This window comes from Clostridioides sp. ES-S-0123-01, from assembly GCF_020658415.1.
Lineage (GTDB): Bacteria > Bacillota > Clostridia > Peptostreptococcales > Peptostreptococcaceae > Clostridioides.
In genome coordinates this window covers 719,141-738,224 of sequence record NZ_JACVWD010000001.1, presented here as the reverse complement: position 1 = coordinate 738,224, position 19,084 = coordinate 719,141, and the positions used below count along the sequence as shown (strand labels likewise).

Annotated in this window: 18 protein-coding genes; 15 read left to right on the top strand and 3 right to left on the bottom strand. The window is 28.7% G+C overall.

What is annotated here, in order from left to right; genetic code table 11:
- The first annotated feature begins 24 nt into the window (after positions 1-24).
- From IC175_RS03360 to IC175_RS03330, 7 genes are all read left to right on the top strand, one after another.
- Positions 25-702, top strand: a complete 678-nt coding sequence (locus tag IC175_RS03360) for a manganese catalase family protein (RefSeq protein WP_227432965.1) — start codon at positions 25-27, stop codon at positions 700-702.
- Positions 703-879: 177 nt separating this feature from the next.
- Entirely contained in the window at positions 880-2,916 is a 2,037-nt protein-coding gene (locus IC175_RS03355; protein WP_227851102.1) for a thioredoxin domain-containing protein, read from the top strand.
- 384 nt (positions 2,917-3,300) lie between these two features.
- Entirely contained in the window at positions 3,301-4,002 is a 702-nt protein-coding gene (locus IC175_RS03350; protein WP_227432970.1) for a response regulator transcription factor, read from the top strand.
- 7 nt (positions 4,003-4,009) lie between these two features.
- The gene (locus tag IC175_RS03345; protein ID WP_227851101.1) at positions 4,010-4,927 is read left to right on the top strand and encodes a sensor histidine kinase; all 918 of its coding nucleotides are present in this window, start codon (positions 4,010-4,012) and stop codon (positions 4,925-4,927) included.
- A 146-nt stretch (positions 4,928-5,073) separates the two neighbouring features.
- Complete coding sequence (locus IC175_RS03340) at positions 5,074-5,997, top strand: ABC transporter ATP-binding protein (RefSeq protein WP_227851100.1); 924 nt, start codon at positions 5,074-5,076, stop codon at positions 5,995-5,997.
- Positions 5,990-6,727 (top strand): ABC transporter permease, encoded by a 738-nt coding sequence (locus tag IC175_RS03335; RefSeq protein ID WP_227432975.1) that lies wholly within the window; start codon positions 5,990-5,992, stop codon positions 6,725-6,727. The genes IC175_RS03340 and IC175_RS03335 overlap by 8 nt, the downstream gene beginning before the upstream one ends.
- Positions 6,728-6,737: 10 nt before the next feature.
- Positions 6,738-7,511 carry an ABC transporter permease gene (locus IC175_RS03330; RefSeq protein WP_227482363.1) on the top strand — a complete coding sequence of 258 codons (774 nt, stop codon included), beginning with the start codon at positions 6,738-6,740 and terminating at the stop codon, positions 7,509-7,511.
- A 637-nt stretch (positions 7,512-8,148) separates the two neighbouring features.
- Here IC175_RS03330 and IC175_RS03325 read toward each other — a convergent pair.
- Complete coding sequence (locus tag IC175_RS03325) at positions 8,149-8,715, bottom strand: MarR family winged helix-turn-helix transcriptional regulator (RefSeq protein ID WP_227432977.1); 567 nt, start codon at positions 8,713-8,715, stop codon at positions 8,149-8,151.
- 280 nt (positions 8,716-8,995) lie between these two features.
- On the opposite strand from IC175_RS03325, the gene IC175_RS03320 reads away from it, so the two are divergent.
- The 5 genes from IC175_RS03320 to IC175_RS03300 all read left to right on the top strand — a co-directional run bounded on the left by IC175_RS03320 (position 8,996) and on the right by IC175_RS03300 (position 14,833).
- Positions 8,996-9,937: an alpha/beta hydrolase gene (locus IC175_RS03320; protein ID WP_227851099.1), complete on the top strand. Its 942-nt coding sequence runs from the start codon at positions 8,996-8,998 to the stop codon at positions 9,935-9,937.
- A 127-nt stretch (positions 9,938-10,064) separates the two neighbouring features.
- Positions 10,065-11,276, top strand: a complete 1,212-nt coding sequence (locus IC175_RS03315) for a helix-turn-helix domain-containing protein (protein ID WP_227823760.1) — start codon at positions 10,065-10,067, stop codon at positions 11,274-11,276.
- Positions 11,277-11,574: 298 nt separating this feature from the next.
- Positions 11,575-12,372: a 3D domain-containing protein gene (locus IC175_RS03310; RefSeq protein WP_227432982.1), complete on the top strand. Its 798-nt coding sequence runs from the start codon at positions 11,575-11,577 to the stop codon at positions 12,370-12,372.
- 110 nt (positions 12,373-12,482) lie between these two features.
- Entirely contained in the window at positions 12,483-13,073 is a 591-nt protein-coding gene (locus tag IC175_RS03305) for an SGNH/GDSL hydrolase family protein (protein WP_227432984.1), read from the top strand.
- Positions 13,074-13,135: 62 nt separating this feature from the next.
- A complete protein-coding gene (locus IC175_RS03300) occupies positions 13,136-14,833 on the top strand; it encodes a phospho-sugar mutase (protein ID WP_227851098.1) in 1,698 nt (565 codons plus the stop codon).
- 295 nt (positions 14,834-15,128) lie between these two features.
- Here the strand turns inward: IC175_RS03300 and IC175_RS03295 are convergent, their stop codons facing one another.
- Positions 15,129-15,305: a hypothetical protein gene (locus IC175_RS03295; protein ID WP_227823761.1), complete on the bottom strand. Its 177-nt coding sequence runs from the start codon at positions 15,303-15,305 to the stop codon at positions 15,129-15,131.
- 291 nt (positions 15,306-15,596) lie between these two features.
- Positions 15,597-15,791 carry a DNA-directed RNA polymerase gene (locus IC175_RS03290; RefSeq protein ID WP_227432990.1) on the bottom strand — a complete coding sequence of 65 codons (195 nt, stop codon included), beginning with the start codon at positions 15,789-15,791 and terminating at the stop codon, positions 15,597-15,599.
- Between the two features lie 626 nt (positions 15,792-16,417).
- Here IC175_RS03290 and IC175_RS03285 point away from each other — a divergent pair.
- From IC175_RS03285 to IC175_RS03275, 3 genes are all read left to right on the top strand, one after another.
- Positions 16,418-17,257 (top strand): YihY/virulence factor BrkB family protein, encoded by an 840-nt coding sequence (locus IC175_RS03285; protein WP_227432991.1) that lies wholly within the window; start codon positions 16,418-16,420, stop codon positions 17,255-17,257.
- A gap of 129 nt (positions 17,258-17,386) precedes the next feature.
- Entirely contained in the window at positions 17,387-18,007 is a 621-nt protein-coding gene (gene dhaL, locus IC175_RS03280; protein ID WP_227831117.1) for a dihydroxyacetone kinase subunit DhaL, read from the top strand.
- Positions 18,008-18,062: 55 nt separating this feature from the next.
- Positions 18,063-19,064 carry a dihydroxyacetone kinase subunit DhaK gene (locus tag IC175_RS03275; RefSeq protein WP_227482369.1) on the top strand — a complete coding sequence of 334 codons (1,002 nt, stop codon included), beginning with the start codon at positions 18,063-18,065 and terminating at the stop codon, positions 19,062-19,064.
- Positions 19,065-19,084 lie beyond the last annotated feature (20 nt).

The window sequence follows — 19,084 nt, the reverse complement described above, 5'->3', positions numbered from 1 at the left end:
ATAATAATTTACGGAGGTATTTATATGTTTAAGCATGATAAAGCTTTATTAAAAGAAGTAAAAGTAGAAAGACCAAACCCTCAATATGCCGTTTTGATGCAAGAACAGTTAGGTGGTGGAAATGGAGAATTAAAAGCAGCAATGCAATATTTAGCTCAAAGCTTTAGAATAAAAGACCCTCAAATAAAAGATTTATTTCTTGATATAGCAGCAGAAGAACTTAGTCATATGGAAATGGTAGGTCAAACTATAAATTTATTAAATGGGCATGATGTTGATTACAAAGCAGTTGATACAGGGGAAATCGAAACTCATGTTTTAACTGGATTATCACCAGTATTAATAAATTCATCAGGAGCTCCATGGACTGCTGATTATGTTACAGTTACAGGTGATTTAGTAGCTGATTTACTTTCAAATATAGCTTCTGAACAAAGAGCAAAGGTAGTTTATGAGCATCTATATAGACAAATTGATGATAAATATGTAAAAGAAACAATTGATTTTTTACTTAATAGAGAAGAAGCACATAATGCTTTATTTAGAGATGCTTTAAACAAGGTTAAAGATACAGGTTCAAACAAGGATTTTGGAGTTACAGAAGATTCTAAGCTATACTTCGATTTATCAACTCCAGGACCAAATCATGATACTAAGATAGATATCAATCCTCCTTCTTTTGAAAAACCTTTAAAGAAATAGCTTGATATTTCTTGTATTGTTTTGTTTTGGTAGGTATTTTAAAAATTATTTGCCTAGAGGAATTAAGTAGATAAAAACTTAAATATATACAGTTAAAAATGGGTATATGCTTATTATAAGTGTATATCTATTTTTTTATTGCAAAACATATAACAAAATAATAAATGAGGTGGTATCATGGCAACGAATAAAAAACCTAATAATTTAATAAGTGAGAAATCTCCATATCTTCTGCAACATGCATATAATCCCATAAATTGGCATAGTTGGAACGACGAAACTTTTAAAAAGGCAAAGGAAGAAGATAAACCGATATTTTTAAGTATTGGATATTCAACTTGCCACTGGTGTCATGTTATGGAAAATGAATCTTTTGAAGATGAAGAAGTTGCTGAAATAATGAACAAAAACTTTATAGCAATAAAAGTAGACAAGGAAGAAAGACCAGATATAGATAGTGTGTATATGACAGTTTGTCAAGCAATGACAGGTAGTGGTGGATGGCCAATGACTATAATAATGACTCCTGATAAAAAACCTTTTTTTGCAGGAACTTATTTTCCAAAATACTCAAGATATAATAGACCAGGTGTTATAGATTTATTGGAAAATGTATCTGACAAATGGAATACAAATAAGGATATGCTTATAAAATCTGGAAATGAAATAGTAGAGGCTCTTAAAGATGATTTTGGAGTGAAAAATACAGATGGTGATTTATCAAAAGATATGTTGAGTTCATCAGTTAGAATATTTAAAACTATTTATGATGATAAATATGGTGGTTTTGGTAATGCACCTAAGTTTCCAAGTCCTCAAAATCTTATGTTTTTGATGAAATACTATAGTATAGAAAAAGATGAAGATGTATTAAAAATGGTGGAAAAAACTTTAGATGGAATGTACAGAGGAGGTCTATTTGACCATATTGGATTTGGTTTTTCAAGATATTCCACTGATAAAAAATGGTTAGCACCTCATTTTGAAAAGATGCTATATGACAATGCTATGCTTACAGTTGCATATTTAGATGCATACAAGATAACCAAGAAAGAGTTATATAAAGAAATTGCTATAAAAACTATAGATTATGTAATTAGAGAGATGCAAGATAAAGAAGGTGGATTTTATTCAGCACAAGATGCAGATAGTGAGGGCGAGGAAGGTAAATTTTATACATTTAATCCACTTGAAATAATTGATATATTAGGTGAAGAAGATGGAAAATTCTTTAATGATTATTTTGATATAACTAATAGTGGAAATTTTGAGGGGAAAAGTATTCCTAATCTCATAGAAAATAAAGAATATGATAAGTATAATGAAAGAATAGCTAATTTGAGTAAAAAGGTATTTGAATATAGGAGAGAAAGAACTTCTTTGCATAAAGATGATAAAATTCTGACATCATGGAATGCATTGATGGTAGTAGCTTTAGCAAAGGCTTATAAAACTCTAAAAATGGATAGATATTTAGAGTATTCAAATAAGTGTATTGATTTTATAAATAGTAATCTTGTGAATAAAGCAGGTAGATTATTAGCTAGATATAGAGATGGTAGTGCTGATTATTTAGCATATTTGGATGATTATGCATTTTTGATATGGGCATATATAGAACTTTATGAATCAACATTTGATATAAAGTATTTAGAAGAGGCATTAAAATTAAATGAAAGTTGTATTGAGCTTTTTTGGGACTATGAAAAAAGTGGATTTTACCTATATGGTAAAGATAGTGAAAATTTAATAGCAAGACCAAAAGACTTATATGATGGAGCTATTCCATCAGGTAATTCTGTACAATTATATAATCTTATAAGACTTGCAAAAATTACTGGTGACAATAAACTTGAAGAATTGTCATACAAGCAATTAAAGCTTTATTCAGATAGTGTAAAAAATTCACCAACAGGATATAGTTTTTATATGCTTTCATTAATGTATGAACTTTATCCTACAAAAGAAATCATATGTATTTTAAAGGAAAACTCTGATTTAATTGGTTTTAAGACTTTAGTAAGTGAAAATTTTTTACCAAATTCAACTTTTTTAGTAAAAAAATACAATGAAGAAAATACTAAGATAGATTTTTTAAATAATTATAGATTAAAAAACGACAAAACTACTTATTATGTATGTCAAAATAATGGTTGTAGTCAACCATTTAATGATTTACAAAAGCTAAATGATATAATTTTTATGAGAGACTAATTATAATGTTGAAAGAACTCAGTATTGATATTTGATACTGAGTTCTTTTTGCAATAGTTATTCACCCAGTTACATTTTACTGTTCTCTTTTCTTTTTAGGGATATTTACGTAGTTCTTATTATTAGGCAAAATAAATCATGGTATTCGCACTCCATTTCTTGATTTTATTTGGTTCTCCATATATAATATATGCTGATATATTATAACGAAAGAACCATTTGAATATGGAATATATGTCTTGCCCCTAAGTGACGATAAAATGGGGCATTTCTGAAAGATGGTGCAAAATATACTGGAATTTTCAAAAATTGATTATATGTGGCTAATACTAAAAGACTCTAAAAAGTCGTATAGTAGAACAAAGAGGAGAAAGGAGCTATAATATGAATAATGTTGTGATTATAGACGATGACAAAGAGCTTTGTGCTCTTATGAAAAAATGTGTAGAGCAAGAAAATTTATCTGCTATTATTGCACATGGAGGTGTGGAGGGATTACGCCTGACTGATGAAAACAAAAATAGCTGCTCTCTTGTGATTTTGGATGTAATGATGCCAGACATAGATGGGTTTCAAGTTCTGAAAAAAATTAGGGAAACAAGTAATGTCCCAGTACTTATGCTTACCGCTAAAAGTGACGAGAATGATAAAGTTTCTGGGTTGCGTCTAGGTGCTGACGATTATCTAACAAAGCCATTCTGCATAAATGAGCTTATGGCTCGTATCAATTCTCTTATTCGCCGTTATACTATGTTAAACCCTACTTTTGTAACAGATACAGATTGCATAATAATAAAAGGCATGGTTATTGACAGAACAAATCGCGTTGTTTCCGTTGACAATATTCCTGTTCAGCTTACAAGCAAAGAATTTGATTTACTTTCTTTTCTGGCTTCTAATAAAGGACGAGTGTTTACCAAAAAACAGATTTATATGCAAGTGTGGGGAGAAGAATATGCTTTTGACGATAGTAATATTATGTCTTTTATCAGTAAATTACGGAAAAAGATTGAAGCAGACCCTGGACATCCATTTTATATTTTGACAGTCCGAGGTGTTGGCTATCGTTTTAATAAGGAGGCATAACCTAAATATGAATGTTTATCTGCTTTTTGCATTTGCTCTTGCTTTAATTATTATAGTGTATCTCGTTTCTATTTTGTGGCGTGTCCGAACACAGCTTGCACTTATAAAATATGCTTTAGAAGATATAAAAAACGGGAACCTTAACCGACGTGTTTTAACAAGGAAGAGTGATATAACAAGACAAATTTGCTATGATATTAACAAAATTGCAATCAACAGTCAATCACAGCTTATCCAGCAGAAACAATCGGAACAAGCATACAAACAGCTAATGACAAGTCTTTCCCATGATGTAAAAACTCCACTTGCTTCTTTGGTTGGTTATTTGGAGGCAATCGAAACTGATATTGTTGTAGGAGAAGAAAAGGACGAATATATACATGTTGCGTATAATAAAGCCCAACACTTAAAACATTTTGTAGAAAATCTATTTGAATGGGTGAAATTGGATTCTAGGGAACAGATTTTTCATTTTGAACTTTTCGATTTGAATGAATTATCTCGTAATATTATAGCTGATTGGGTTCCTATTTTAGAAAAATGCCATTTTGAATATGAAATTGATATACCTGAAACTGAGTATGCTATGCACATAGATGTAAACGCATATACCCGCATTCTTAATAATCTATTACAAAATATCATTAGGCATAGTGATGGAGATAAAGTAACACTACGTATTTTTGAAAATGAACAGCAAGTCAAAATTGTAGTAGAAGATAACGGGAAAGGAATATCTTCTGATAATCTCCTACATATCTTTGAAAGAATGTATCAATGTGACCATTCTAGGTCATCAAAAGGTAATGGCTTAGGATTGGCGATTGTAAAAGAACTTATCAATGTTCACAAAGGAACGATTACCGCCAACAGCACCATTGATATGGGGACTATATTTACAATATTGCTTCCGAAAGCTCTGTAAAATGCAGGGCTTTCTTTCTGCTAAAACAAGATAAAAGCAAGGTTTTGGCAAGGTTTATGTTGTATACTTCTAATTGTGATTGTTTCTGATATTCTATCAGTTATCACATGACAAAAGTAGTTTTATGGAAAGTGAGGAAATTTTATATGAATGATTTTGTGATTGAAACAAAACATCTGACAAAAGTTTATGGAGAACAGGAAGTGGTTAGCAAAGTCAATCTCCATATTAAAAAAGGTCAAATTTACGGTTTGTTAGGACGCAATGGCGCTGGTAAAACCACGATTATGAAAATGATTTTAGGACTGACGCCTATCACTTCTGGCGAAGTAACTGTATTCGGAAAAAATATCAAAGGTAGAGAAAAGCAAATATATCCCCGTATTGGCGCAATTATTGAAACACCAGGATTTTATCCAAATTTAACTGGAACAGAAAATCTTGAAATTTTTGCGAAGCTGCGCGGCACAGCCAGCCCACACGCAGTTGAAAACGCATTGAAAATAGTAGGATTGCATTATAAAGACAAAAAGCTGTTTGGTAAGTATTCACTTGGAATGAAACAGCGTCTGGGAATTGCAAATGCTATTTTACATGACCCAGAAGTGCTGATTTTGGATGAACCTACAAATGGTCTTGACCCTATTGGCATTGCTGAAATGAGAGATTTTATTAAACATTTAAGTGTTGAGTGTGGAAAAACGATTCTTATTTCAAGTCATATTCTTTCGGAAATTTCATTATTGGCTGATGATATTGGAATCATCAACAATGGTGTCCTCTTGGAAGAAAGCAGCATGAGCCAACTAGAAAAGAAAAATCGTAAATATATACTGCTGCAAGTGTCAGATACTCCAAAAGCTTTACTGATTTTAGAGCGTCAATTCAACTTAAAAGATTATTCTGCTCAAGACAGCCATAGCTTACGTATTTACGACACTAATCTGAATATGGGTGAAATAAATAAAGCCCTTGTTATGCAGAATGTTACTGTAACTAGTTCGGGGATTTGTAATGATACTTTAGAGGACTATTTCAAAAAAATTACAGGAGGAGAAGGCATTGCTTAAATTTATTCAAACAGAATTTCTTAAACTGCGCCGCAAGAAACTTATTTGGTTAATGTTGTTAGCTACTCTCATTATGCCATTTTTCGCACTATTATATTTCAAGCATTTGGGAGAAACTGATGTTGACCCAATACAATTTTATAAATGGTCTGCGTTCAGTTATACTATTTTTATTATTTTGCCTGTCGTTTTGGGAATGCTTTGCACGATACTTATGCGCGAAGAAAATCAGTATGATATACTCAAACAACTTTTGATTGTGCCTATAAGCAAAATGGGATACTTTTTCAGTAAATTTTTTGTGGTTTTGATTTACTCTATTTGTTTCATGCTGATTACAGCCATTGCTTCTATTATATTCAGTATACTTCCTGGATATGTCGTATTTGAATGGGGAAGCGTTTTATATTTACTGAAAAAATGTTTGGAATTTGGTGTTATTATTGCTTTTGTAATGCTACCGATTTTAGCAATCGCTGTGTCGCAAAAAGGATACATTCTCCCAACTTGTATAACATTGGTGTATGCCTTTTCTGGTTTTATCTTAATGACAGTAAATATGTATTTACACCCGTTATCCAGTATGGCAGTTATCGTTATGCGAAATAAAGATATCCCAGGTCTTGTATATACACAGGCAATTAACATTCCACTTGCATTTCTTTGTATTTGCATTTGGGATATTGTTTCAATAGTACTTGTAAATATAGCATTAAGAAAAAGAAAGTGAGGTATGAATCATGCAAAAATTACTTTGGGCTGAAAGCCAAAAGCTTCGCCGTTCAAAGGTTGTTTGGATTGCAGTTTTTGCAATAGTTATGGTAGCTACTATGATTTTTGCAGGAGGACAAGGTGTGCATGATGGACCAGATTTACATTATGGATTAAAAACTGTATATGAGGGCTCTCGGTATATAGACAATGCAGGGTGGTATATGGACGAAGTTCAACCCTGGGCAACTTTTTTTGTTCTTCCAGCAGTCATTGCCCTTTTAGGGAGTTATATGATTTGTCGTGAAGAAGATGATGATACCATAAAATCTCTGCGCCTAATTCCTGTAAATGAAGCAAAATTAACCATTGCAAAAATGATTGTTACTTTTGCATTTAGCATACTCCTTTATTTGTTGCTCTTTGCCATAACATTTTTGACTGAAGTTATTTTACATCTTTCCGATTTATCAGTAGAACTGATTTTAAGTTCTTTGAAAGAATATTTTTTAGGTGGTGTAGGTGTATTCCTTGCAATTTCACCCATTATCGCGCTGGTATCACGTATGAAAAAAGGGTATTGGCTTGCGTTAGTATTTACTGAAATTTATTCTGTTACTGGACTATTTGCGAGTATGTCAAATACTCTAAAAACCTTTTATCCTATTTCAGCTATATTTAACTTTTCTGGTTACCACATAACCACTGTAGGAAAAATAATGGGGAGTACTATAATATTGTTGCTGTGCATCTGTCTTTCTGCCTTTATACTGAAAGGGCTAAAACATAGTGAAGAAAATTGAAATAGGTAATATCAAAATGAAGAAGATGAAAAAGCTGATTATGCTTATTGTATTTCTATTACTCTTTGATATGCTACACTGTTATATCGAATGGAAATTCAACAATGACTCACCTAAAGGGATAATAGAACTAATAGATGAGTGGACTGACCAGATTGGTCTGCATCATGTGATGGGTGTATTTTTTTATTCGAAAATGCAACTGGAATCATTTCTGTGTGGCGACTAAGAGTGAAAAGTAGAAATTCCTATCAGAAATGATGAAGCCATTTGAAATTTCAGACAATCATAGAAAACCAGTTTGGTTACATCTATAGATAATTCATCTATGTATTTTAATGTAAGAATAAGCTTATAATGTTTGAGAATCTTATCTAAGCAACTTACTATAATCTGATTTTCATAATCTCGCATGATTTCAAGTTCAATGACCTTAATACAGTCAACAAAAGACTATAAAAGTTATTCAAATTTATAAAAGGATAAATAGATTTAACGGCGATTTTGAAAAAATTAAAGTCGCCGTTTTCATGTTTTGATTTATATTATACAAATATCTATATTTCAAACCTCCATCTTTAATCTCATGAGCATTTAAAAATATTGTGATATTATAGATAGCTTTTTCATTATAATATTAATCTTTTTTATTTACTTTATTTCTTCTTCTTGAGAATTCTTTAAGTGCTTCAGCTTTAATTTTATCAAGTTCTTCATCCTCCATAAAATTAGCATCGTCTTCAAATCCATCTTGTTCTTCGCCATTAAAACGATACATTTTTTTTAGTAAACTCCACAAGGTTTCTAATTCGTCTTGAGTAAACTCATGAAATACATCTGCCATAAAATTTATTCCAACTCTACTACATTTAATCATGACTTGTTTTCCTAAATCGGTAACCTTTACATTAATTGCTCTTTTATCATTTGGGCTTGGAACTACCTGAACATATTCATTTTTTTCAAGGTTAGCAACTATTCTATTTATATTTTGTTTACTTGTACCCATTTTTCGTGCAATATTATTTAATGTTGTTTCTTCTTCTGGTAAGTGAAGAATAGATAAAATAGTCATATATTGTCTTGAAGTAAGTACATCAAAATACTTATCGCCTTCTATTTGTATTTTGTTTGTAAGAGTAAAAAGAGTTGCATATGTTTGATTCATTAGAAACAATTCTTTCAATTCATTTGAATAATCCATAAAATATCTCCTTTGTATTTAGATATTATTTTGACGAAAACAGAATATCACGAATTGAATATAATGTCAATATGATGTCCAAGTATAGTTAAATGTTCTCTCTAAATAATTAATATTCAATAACTAAATTATTATATAGTTATTTAGAGCAACACTTGTATAGCAATTTATGCTAATAATTAATAAGTAAGAAACTTATATAGAACGTTTTGACTTGAAAATTGTAGTAATATAGTATATAAGTTAATATGTTGAATAAATTCAGGCTGGAGGAGTAATTATGAAGTGTACAAATTTTACTTTCAAGGGAAAAGAAGATTTAGATATATATACATATAAATGGGAAGATGAAAGTATAGAAGACCCAAAGGCAATTGTACAAATTGCCCATGGAATGGCAGAAACTGCACAACGGTATGAAGTTTTTGCTAAAGAGCTTACTAAAAATGGATATATAGTATATATAAATGACCATAGAGGACATGGAAAAACCGCAAAGACAGTAGAGAATGTTGGGCATCTAGCTGAAAAAGAAGGTTTTAGATGCCTTGTAGAAGATATGAATACTTTAACAAGTATTATAAAAAAGGAAAATAAAGATTTGCCAATTTATTTATTTGGGCATAGTATGGGGTCATTTGCGAGTCAAAGATACATAATGGATTACAGTGATAATTTATCTGGTCTTATATTATGTGGTTCAAATGGAAAACAAGGTATTATTCTAAATTTGGCTCATCTAATAATTAATCATGAGATTAAAAAGCATGGAAGAAATTCTCGAAGCAATAAAATAAATGATTTAATATTTGGTGGAGAAAGCATAAGAAGAAATAAAAATACTAAATTTGATTGGTTAAGTAGAGATAAAGAACAAGTTGAAAAATATATAAATGACCCATTTTGTGGGGTGGTATGTACTTGTGGCTTTTTTTATGATTTAGTACAAGGATTAAAAGAAATAGAGGATAAAGAAAACTTAAAAAAGATACCACTTGATATTCCTATTTATATAATATCTGGAGATAAAGACCCTATAGGTAAAAATGGTAAGGGTGTCTTAAGGCTAAGGGATAGATATATAAAATTAGGAGTAAAAGATGTAACATGTAAACTCTATAAAGATGGAAGACATGAATTATTGAATGAGATAAATAAAGAGGAAGTTTTTGAGGATGTTATTTGTTGGCTAAATGAAAAATGGGAATTTTGTAGTCAATGAAATAAGCTTTTAACTTATAATTTAACCAATAGTTAAATTATAGGTTTTTTGTTAACTTTGCCTCGATTTACTAATAAATGCTTTTTTAATATACTTAAATTAAGAGATATACATTAAGGAGGTATATATGCGAATTAAAATAGGTGAAGTCATACAAACATTGAGAAAAGAAAAAAGTTTAACACAAGAACAATTAGCAAAGTTTATAGGAGTGTCAACACCAGCAGTATCTAAATGGGAAAGTGGAAACTCTTATCCAGATATAGAACTATTGCCAGTATTAGCAGATTTTTTTAATGTATCTGTTGATAAACTTTTAAACTATAAAGTAGATTTAAGTGAAGAAGAAGTAATGAAAGTCTATAAAGAACTAGAAGCAACTCTTGCTAAAGTAGAAATTGATTTATTAATAGAGGAACCATTAGAAGAATTTAAAGAAGATTTAGAATCTGTAGAAAGACTTGCTAATATGTATATGGAGAAATATCCTCAAAGTTATCTGCTAAAGTTAAAAATAAGTTCGCTATACCAAATGTATTCATATAAATTTGGTAAAGATAAATTCAATAGTAAAATTAAAGAAACAACAAATATTCTTGAAGATATAGTTAGAAATACAGATGATATTCAGATTAAAGAAACAGCGCTTCTTATTTTATCAAATGCATATTATATGTTAGACGATTACGAAAAGGCAGAATTATATTTAAATATGATACATAAAGCAATAGGAGACACAAGTGTTAATTTAGCTATGATATATTTAAGTCAGAATAGATTGGATGAAGCAGAAACATTACTTCAAAATAAATTATTTAGCGATGTATTTAATGCAACTCTGGATTGTAAAGGATTAATTAATGTATGTAAAAATAAATATAAAGAATTAAAGAAAGAATTAGATGATGGAAGCTATAACAAAAAAACAACAGAAAAAGAAATGGAATATATAAAAAATAAATCATTAGGATATGCAAATATATCTTTAGAAATAAAGAAGAAATTTAGTGAAAATAGAGGAGCTTTTTTTGGAATATACATGGACTACATAGAGTTATCTTTAAATTTCTTATTTTTTAATATGAAAGAAGAAGCTAAAGAAGCTTTATATGGTTTAAATGAAATATTAGAAAAATATCACCTACATGAAAGTTCAGATACAAGTCAAATGATGTTTTTTGATAAAGTAAAATCTAGAAATTCATATACTTTTAATGTATATACTAATCTACTTATCATGTTTAATGATAATAGTTTTAATGAATTAAGAGAAGAACCAATTTTTGAATCTATAATTAAAAAGGTTTCAGAATTGGAGAAAATGTTAAAAGATAAATAAATGTTTAGTGTGACGAACTGAAATTAGTAAATAAAAAGCTGGAAATCAGGATACTTAATAAAGTAAATATCTTGTTTCTAGCTTTTTATTTGCATGAAATAAGTTATCAAACATAGAGATTTAATTTGTATGAAATAAGTCATTAACCGTAGAATATAAAAAAATTATGAATAAAACAAATTTAGAAGTTACAAAAAAGTTACATAAATTTAGAAAGTTATAATATACATATATAATATAAGATTAAAACTGTAATAAATAAGTTAATTTAAAATTTGAACATGAAAGGGGAAATATTATGGAGAAAAGAGAAAAGAAAATAATAATATCATCTTTATTAAGTGTATCAATTTTAATGAGTTTAGTAAGTATATATTCTATATTAAATAAAGAAGAGATAAGTCTAACTGTTAAAGGCCAAGAACAAAAAGTGTCTTCATTTAAAAAGACAGTTGAAGAACTTTTGGATGAACAGGGAGTGAAATACAATTCTGAAGATAAAATTAATCCAAGTTTGAATACAGAATTAAAGGATAACATGAAAATCAAGGTTGTTAAAGTAACTAAAAATCAAAAAGAAGAATTTGAAAAAATACCATTTGACACAAAACATATGAATGATAGCAATTTAGTAAAAGGAAAATCTAAAGTCTATCAGGAGGGAATAGAGGGAGAGAAAAAACTAGTCTATAATTTAACTTACCATGATGGAAAGCTAGTCAAAAAAGTCTTATCAAAAGAAGTGATTTCTAAAGAACCAACTACAAAAATTATAAAAAATGGAACTAAAGAAAAAGTATTAATTGCATCAAGAGGAGCAAATACAAGAGGAGGAAAACATATGAGAGTAGTTGCTACTGCATATGCAGGAGATACTATAACATCTACTGGTACAACACCAAGATGGGGGGTAATTGCAGTTGACCCAAATATAATACCATATGGAACAAAAGTATATATACCTAGATTAGGTATGACATTTGTTGCAGAAGACTGTGGAGGTGCAATTAAAGGGAACAGAATAGATATATTTATGAATAGTGAAGGAAAAGCATCTAATTGGGGGAGACAGAGTCTAGATGTATATGTGTATTAATTTAGTGAATATAATAACTTTACTTAGAAGGAAAAAAAGTATAAAATATGAATTAATTAAACTGTTAGATTATTCTTAAAACAGAAAAAACATAGCTAAGGGGGGATAAGATGAAAATAGTCTGCTTAGGAGACAGTTTAACATATGGATTTGGAGTATCACGAAGTAATTCATGGACAAACATTGTGAGTCAGGAGACTGGTTTAGAAATAATAAATAAGGGTATAAATGGTGATACAACAAGTGGTATGTTAGTTAGATTTAATGAAGATGTTTTACAGAATTCTCCCGATATGGTTTTTATAATGGGTGGTACTAATGATTTTATTGCTGGAGCAGGAAATGAAGTTATTAATTCTAATATAATGGCTATGGTACATCAAGCATATGCAAAAAATATTATACCAATAATAGGTATACCACTGAGACCAGATATTCCAAATGTTAGGGAAGATTGGAGTAGCTTTACGGATTTTAATACAGTATCAAAAAAGTTAGAGTCATATAATTATTGGATAAAAAAATTTAGTGTGACATTTAATACTGATTTTGTAGATTTTTATTCTGAATATAATAAGAGTATGGAAAAAGAAGGATATAAAAAATTATATTTTGATGGATTACATCCAACTAAGGAAGGTCATAGAATAATTGCAAATATTTTTATTAAGTCAATTAATAAGTATATAGAAGAGTCATAATTATATAAAAAAGGTTTATCTATGCAATTATAATAAATGGATAAAATAGGGAGGATTTTATTATGGATTATACTAAAACTTATGAAGAATGGGTAAAGAGTTCATATTTTGATGAAGATACAAAACTAGAATTAGATAAAATAAAAGATAATGAAAAAGAGATAGAAGATAGATTTTATAAAGATTTAGAATTTGGAACGGCTGGTCTTAGAGGTGTAATTGAAGCAGGAACTAATAGAATTAACAAATATACAGTTAGAAGAGCTACTTTTGGATTGGCAAACTATATACTAGAAAATACTACAGAGGAAGAAAAAAATAGGGGCGTAGTAATAGCTCATGATAATAGGCATAAATCTAGAGAATTTTGTATAGAATCTGCAAATACATTAGCAGCGTGTGGTATAAAGGCATATATATTTGATAGTTTAAGAACTACTCCAGAATTGTCCTTTGCTGTTAGAAATCTAAATGCAATAGCAGGGATAGTTATAACAGCTAGCCATAATCCACCTGAATACAATGGATACAAAGTATACTGGGAAGATGGGGCACAAGTTATGCCAGATATTGCAAATGCAATAACAGAAAAAGTAAATAGCATACATGATTATAGTATAATACCAACTTTAAATGAAGCTAATAAAAATTTAGTAGTCTTATTGGACGAAACACAGGATACTGAATTTATAGAAGCTGTAAAAAGTCAAGTTATAAGAAAAGATTTAGTAAAAAGCGTAGGTAAAAGTTTTAAAATAGTTTATACACCTCTTTGTGGAACTGGCAATATTCCAATAAGAAGAGCATTAAAAGAAGTAGGATTTGAAAACATATTAGTGGTTCCAGAAGAAGAAAATCCAGACCCAAATTTTGCAGGGCTTGACTACCCAAATCCAGAAGAGAAAAAAGCTTTAAACAGAGGAATATTGCTTGCAAAAGAAAAAGGAGCAGACCTTGTAATAGCAACTGACCCAGATTGTGATAGAGTAGGTGTAGCTGTAAGAACCACTACAGGGGAATATGTATTACTTACAGGGAATCAAATTGGTGGAATGTTGACACACTATATAATAGAAGGCTTAAAAGAAAATAATCAATTAAAAGAAAATCCTACAATGATAAAAACTATAGTTACATCAGAATTTGGAGCGGATATAGCAAAAGAAAATAATGTTGATGTACTAAATGTTCTTACAGGTTTTAAATTTATTGGTGAAAAAATAAAATTATTTGAAGAAAATAAAGATAGAAATTATGTATTTGGATATGAAGAAAGTTATGGTTATTTAGTTGGAACTCATGCAAGAGATAAAGACGGTGTTGTTTCATCATTATTAATATCTGAAATGGCAGCATTTTACTATTCAAAAGGCATGAGCTTATATGAAGGCTTAATAGAACTATATAAGAAATATGGATTCTTTAAAGAACAGACTATATCTTTAACTTTAAAAGGTATAGAAGGTGTGGAAAAAATAAAAGAGATAATATCTTATTTTAGAGAAAATCAAATTGATTGTATAAATAATATAAAGGTAATTGATAAAAAAGACTACAAAAATGGTGTAGATAATCTCCCTAAGTCTGATGTTTTAAAATATTTCTTGGAAGATGAGTCTTGGGTAGCTATAAGACCATCTGGGACAGAGCCAAAGCTGAAATTTTATATAGCTGTAAAAGGAACTAGTGATGCTGAAGCAGATGAAAAGCTTAGAGGTTTAAAAGAATATATAGATATTATGGTATCAAAATTAAAATAAAATAGACTAAATTGCTACATAAAAGAATAATAAATAAGTATTAAAGATGCAATTTTATTTGTATTTAAATAAAAGCATTATAAAAAACTGGTTGACATTTAACTGAAAGTTAGCCAGTTTTTTAATTAAAAAGTATTTTACGAAAATTATTATTTTAATTATTTGTTTTGACAGTTTTTGTTATATTTGTAATAAATGATTTATTAAATTTTATACAACAGTATATTTTCTTAGCATGTAAACTTTAAAGACATTTGTTTTGAAAATAGATTTATTTTTCATACTTACTACTAATCTATCTCAGTTTTGTATAATAATATAAAAATAAAATAATATATACTATAGGTAATAAGAGTAATACTTTTAAATCAAGGTCAAAAGTATTAGTATAAAATGCAAATATGAGTGCTAATAATACAATTATTAAGTTTGGGATTGTTTGAAAGAATGCTTGTTTTGCTCTTTTATTCATTGTATTTCCTCCTTGTAAATATTAATATTTTAAAATGTTTTTCATAAAATAATCAGTAACTTATATTTGATTTTCTTAATCAAAGTATAACAAGAGAATAAGAATAAAGAGTTACTAAAATATTACAATAAGAAATAAAGAAACAAAAAAGTTAAGTATAAATATATGGAATAAATTATAATATATATCTGTATTTAATCTACCTTAATACCTTATGAAGTTACCTATATATAGAAAAAGCACCTATAATTAAAAGGTGCTTTTCTTATTTATACAATTTATATTGTGTCTTTATCCTATTTGTTTTATTAAAGCTTTTGCAGATTTAATCTTTGATTTTTCATTAGTTTTTTCTAATAAGTCTAAAGCACAATTAGTACAAATATTTACTTCATTACAACTATCTTTTTCAGAGTAAGTTATATACTTATTTTTAGATTTGTCTATCTTGTCTCCACAATAATTACATATTATAAAGTTACTCATATTTTAAGACCTCCGTTTTATTTATTTTTGAATATAAAAATATTATTTAAATAGAATTTGCATTAACAATTAATGTAAAATTTGTATAATTCTGAAAATTAACTTGTTAAAATTATAGCAAATTTGCAACTTTACTTTTAATTATAATGTATTTTATTCAAAAGATAAACATTATAACCATAAATACTTAACTTTTATTACATATTTCTTAAATTATAAGCATAAGATTAATATTGATTTGATATAATCAATAATTGTTTAAGAAGAAAATATAATAAATTTAAAAGTTACCCTGCTAATACTAGTTTGTTTAATATTTTTATTTGTTGTTACTTTAAAAAACCTTTTTGTGTTGTCAATTCAATTAGAAAATACATCTCGAATTTTATCCTTTTAAATTAATACCACTAGAAGCTTGTATATAATCATAATTATAGTCCAATAATATATATTTAATTCAAGATTATACTTTTTATTTTCAGTGATTAAAAAATTAAAATATTAGTAGAATTATTATTTTCAGCTTTTATTTACTTTATTTTTGTTTAAATAATTATATTATGGTATGAATCTGAGTATAATTAATATTGTATAATGAAATTAATATTAGAGAAAAGGGGATATTTATGTTTGGGATAGATAAGAAATTAATTGAATATATAGTAGCAAAATCTAATTATAGTGAGTTAAGTTCAAAATCAGCAGAAGTATCTTTTTTCTTAATGTTGTCTATATTTCCTTTTTTAATATTTACAATAAGTTCTATAGCATATATACCAGTTCTTCATTTAAATAAATATATAGCCTTATTTAGAAACATGATGCCAGAGAGTGCTTTTGATGTATTATCTTCAATTATAGTTTCTGCAATAGACAATAGAAGTTTAAATTTTTTAGCTGTCAGTTTTGTACTTACGATGTGGACATCTTCAAGGGCAGTAAAAGCACTTATTAAAGGAATGAATAGAGCTTATAAAGTTAAAGAAACTAGGTCTTTTTTAAAAATCTTATCTATATCATTTTTATTTACGATTATGCTTTTGGTATTGATTTTTTTATCTATGATATTTTTGGTTTATGGAGAGAAGATAGGTTATTTTATTTTTAACTTTATAGGATTAGATGAGATATTCATAAAAATATGGGATATTCTAAGATACACTGTAGGTATTGCAACAATAATAGTAATATTTACATTTTTGTATAAGTATACACCTAATAAGAGTTTGACTATGAAAGAATCTGCTCCAGGTGCTATTTTTGCTACGTTTGCTTGGTTTGTAGTATCATTTTTCTATTCTTATTATACAAACTATTATGCTAACTATGAAGTAATCTATGGAAGCATAGCTGAAATAATTGTACTTATGACATGGATATATTTTAGTAGTTGGGTTATTGTTGTAGGTTATGAATTAAATTCAAGATTGTATTTTAGAAAGATAAGAAATGAAATGTTAAAGTAAAATATTAAAATAAAAATTGGTATTTGATATTGCAAATGTAAATTTTGTAAAAACGTTTTCTGAAAATAATTTACATTTGTTATTACATATGATAATATTGAGTTAAGATATTGGTAAGGAGATGATTCAATGTTGTCAACAGTTACATGGAGAAAAATGCTAATAAGTGCAGCAGAAATATTAAAAGAAAATAAGATATATTTATGTGAATTAGATGGTATAGTTGGAGATGGTGACCATGGAGTTACTATAGATAGAATAGCTGATTGTATGAGAAAAAGGGCTCTAGAAGAGCATGATGATGATAGTATAAAATCAATTAATGAAGATTTGAGTACTTTATGTATGAATGTAAATGGAGGGTCAGCAGGACCTTTATGGGGAACTATATTTGAGGGAATGGCTGAAGGAATAGAAGATAAAAAAGAACTTAAAATAGAAGAAGTAAAAGATATGTTTATTGAAGCAAGAGAAAATTTATCTCTTATTTCTACTGCTAAAGTAGGTCAAAAAACACTAGTAGATGCATTATACCCAGCAATAGATGCTATGCATACTATTGAAAGTGACAACATAAAAGATGTTTTTAAAGTGGGTTATGAGAAAGCAGTAGAAGGCGCAGAAAGCACTAAAACTTACATAGCAAAATTTGGACGAGCAAAAAGTATAGGGGAAAGAAGTTTAGGGCATATGGACCCAGGCGCTGTTTCTATATCATTAATGTTTAAAGGTTTATATGACGCATTATAAAAGAGATTAACACAGCAATTAATCAATATAACAAATTTAATAGGGGGAATTTATCATGTCAATGAAAAAATTTATTAACCAACCAGAAGATTTAACTAGAGAAGTTTTAGAAGGTTTAGAACTTTCAAATTCGGAGTTACTAAGAGTTACAGATTCAAATTTAGTAATAAACAAAAAGTTGGAAGAAGAAGACAGAGTAACAATAGTTACTTTAGGAGGAGCAGGTCATGAACCAGCTTTGAGTGGATTTGTTGGAGATGGAATGGTTGATATAGCTGTAGTCGGAGATGTATTTGCCGCTCCAGGACCAAATTCTTGTTTAGAGGCTATAAAGATGGCAGACAAAGGGAAAGGTGTATTATTTGTAGTTCTTAATCATGCAGGAGATATGTTGACAGGAAACCTTGTTATGAAACAAGTTAAAAAAGAAGGATTAAATGTTAGAAAAGTTGTTACTCAAGAAGATATAGCAAATGCACCGAGAGAAAATAGTGATGATAGAAGAGGATTGGTTGGATGTATACCTTTATATAAAATAGCTGCAGGGGCTGCTAAAGAAGGAAAATCTTTAGATGAAGTTGCAGAAATAGCACAAAAATTTGCTGATAATATGGCAACTATAGCTGTTGCATGTAAAGGAGCAACTCATCCATCTACAGGTATGGTAATTTCTGAACTTGGAGAAAATGAGATGGAAATAGGAATGGGGCAGCATGGAGAAGGTGGAGGTGGACGTATGGAAATGAAGTCTGCTGATGAAACTGCTGAAATAATGACACAAGCTTTAATAAAGGATTTGGATATCGAAGATGGTGAAAAAGTAATGTTAGTAGTTAATGGTTCAGGAGCTACTACTTTAATGGAAATGTTAATAGTTTATAGAAAGTGCCATAGAATATTACAAGAAAAAAATATAGAAATAGTTTCAAATTGTGTTGGAGAACTTTTGACTACTCAAGAAACAGCTGGATTCCAACTATTTATAGCTAGAATGGATGATGAATTATTGAGATACTTCAATTCACCATGTAATACGCCTTACTTTAAAAAAAATTAGACTAAATTAAAGGGAGATAA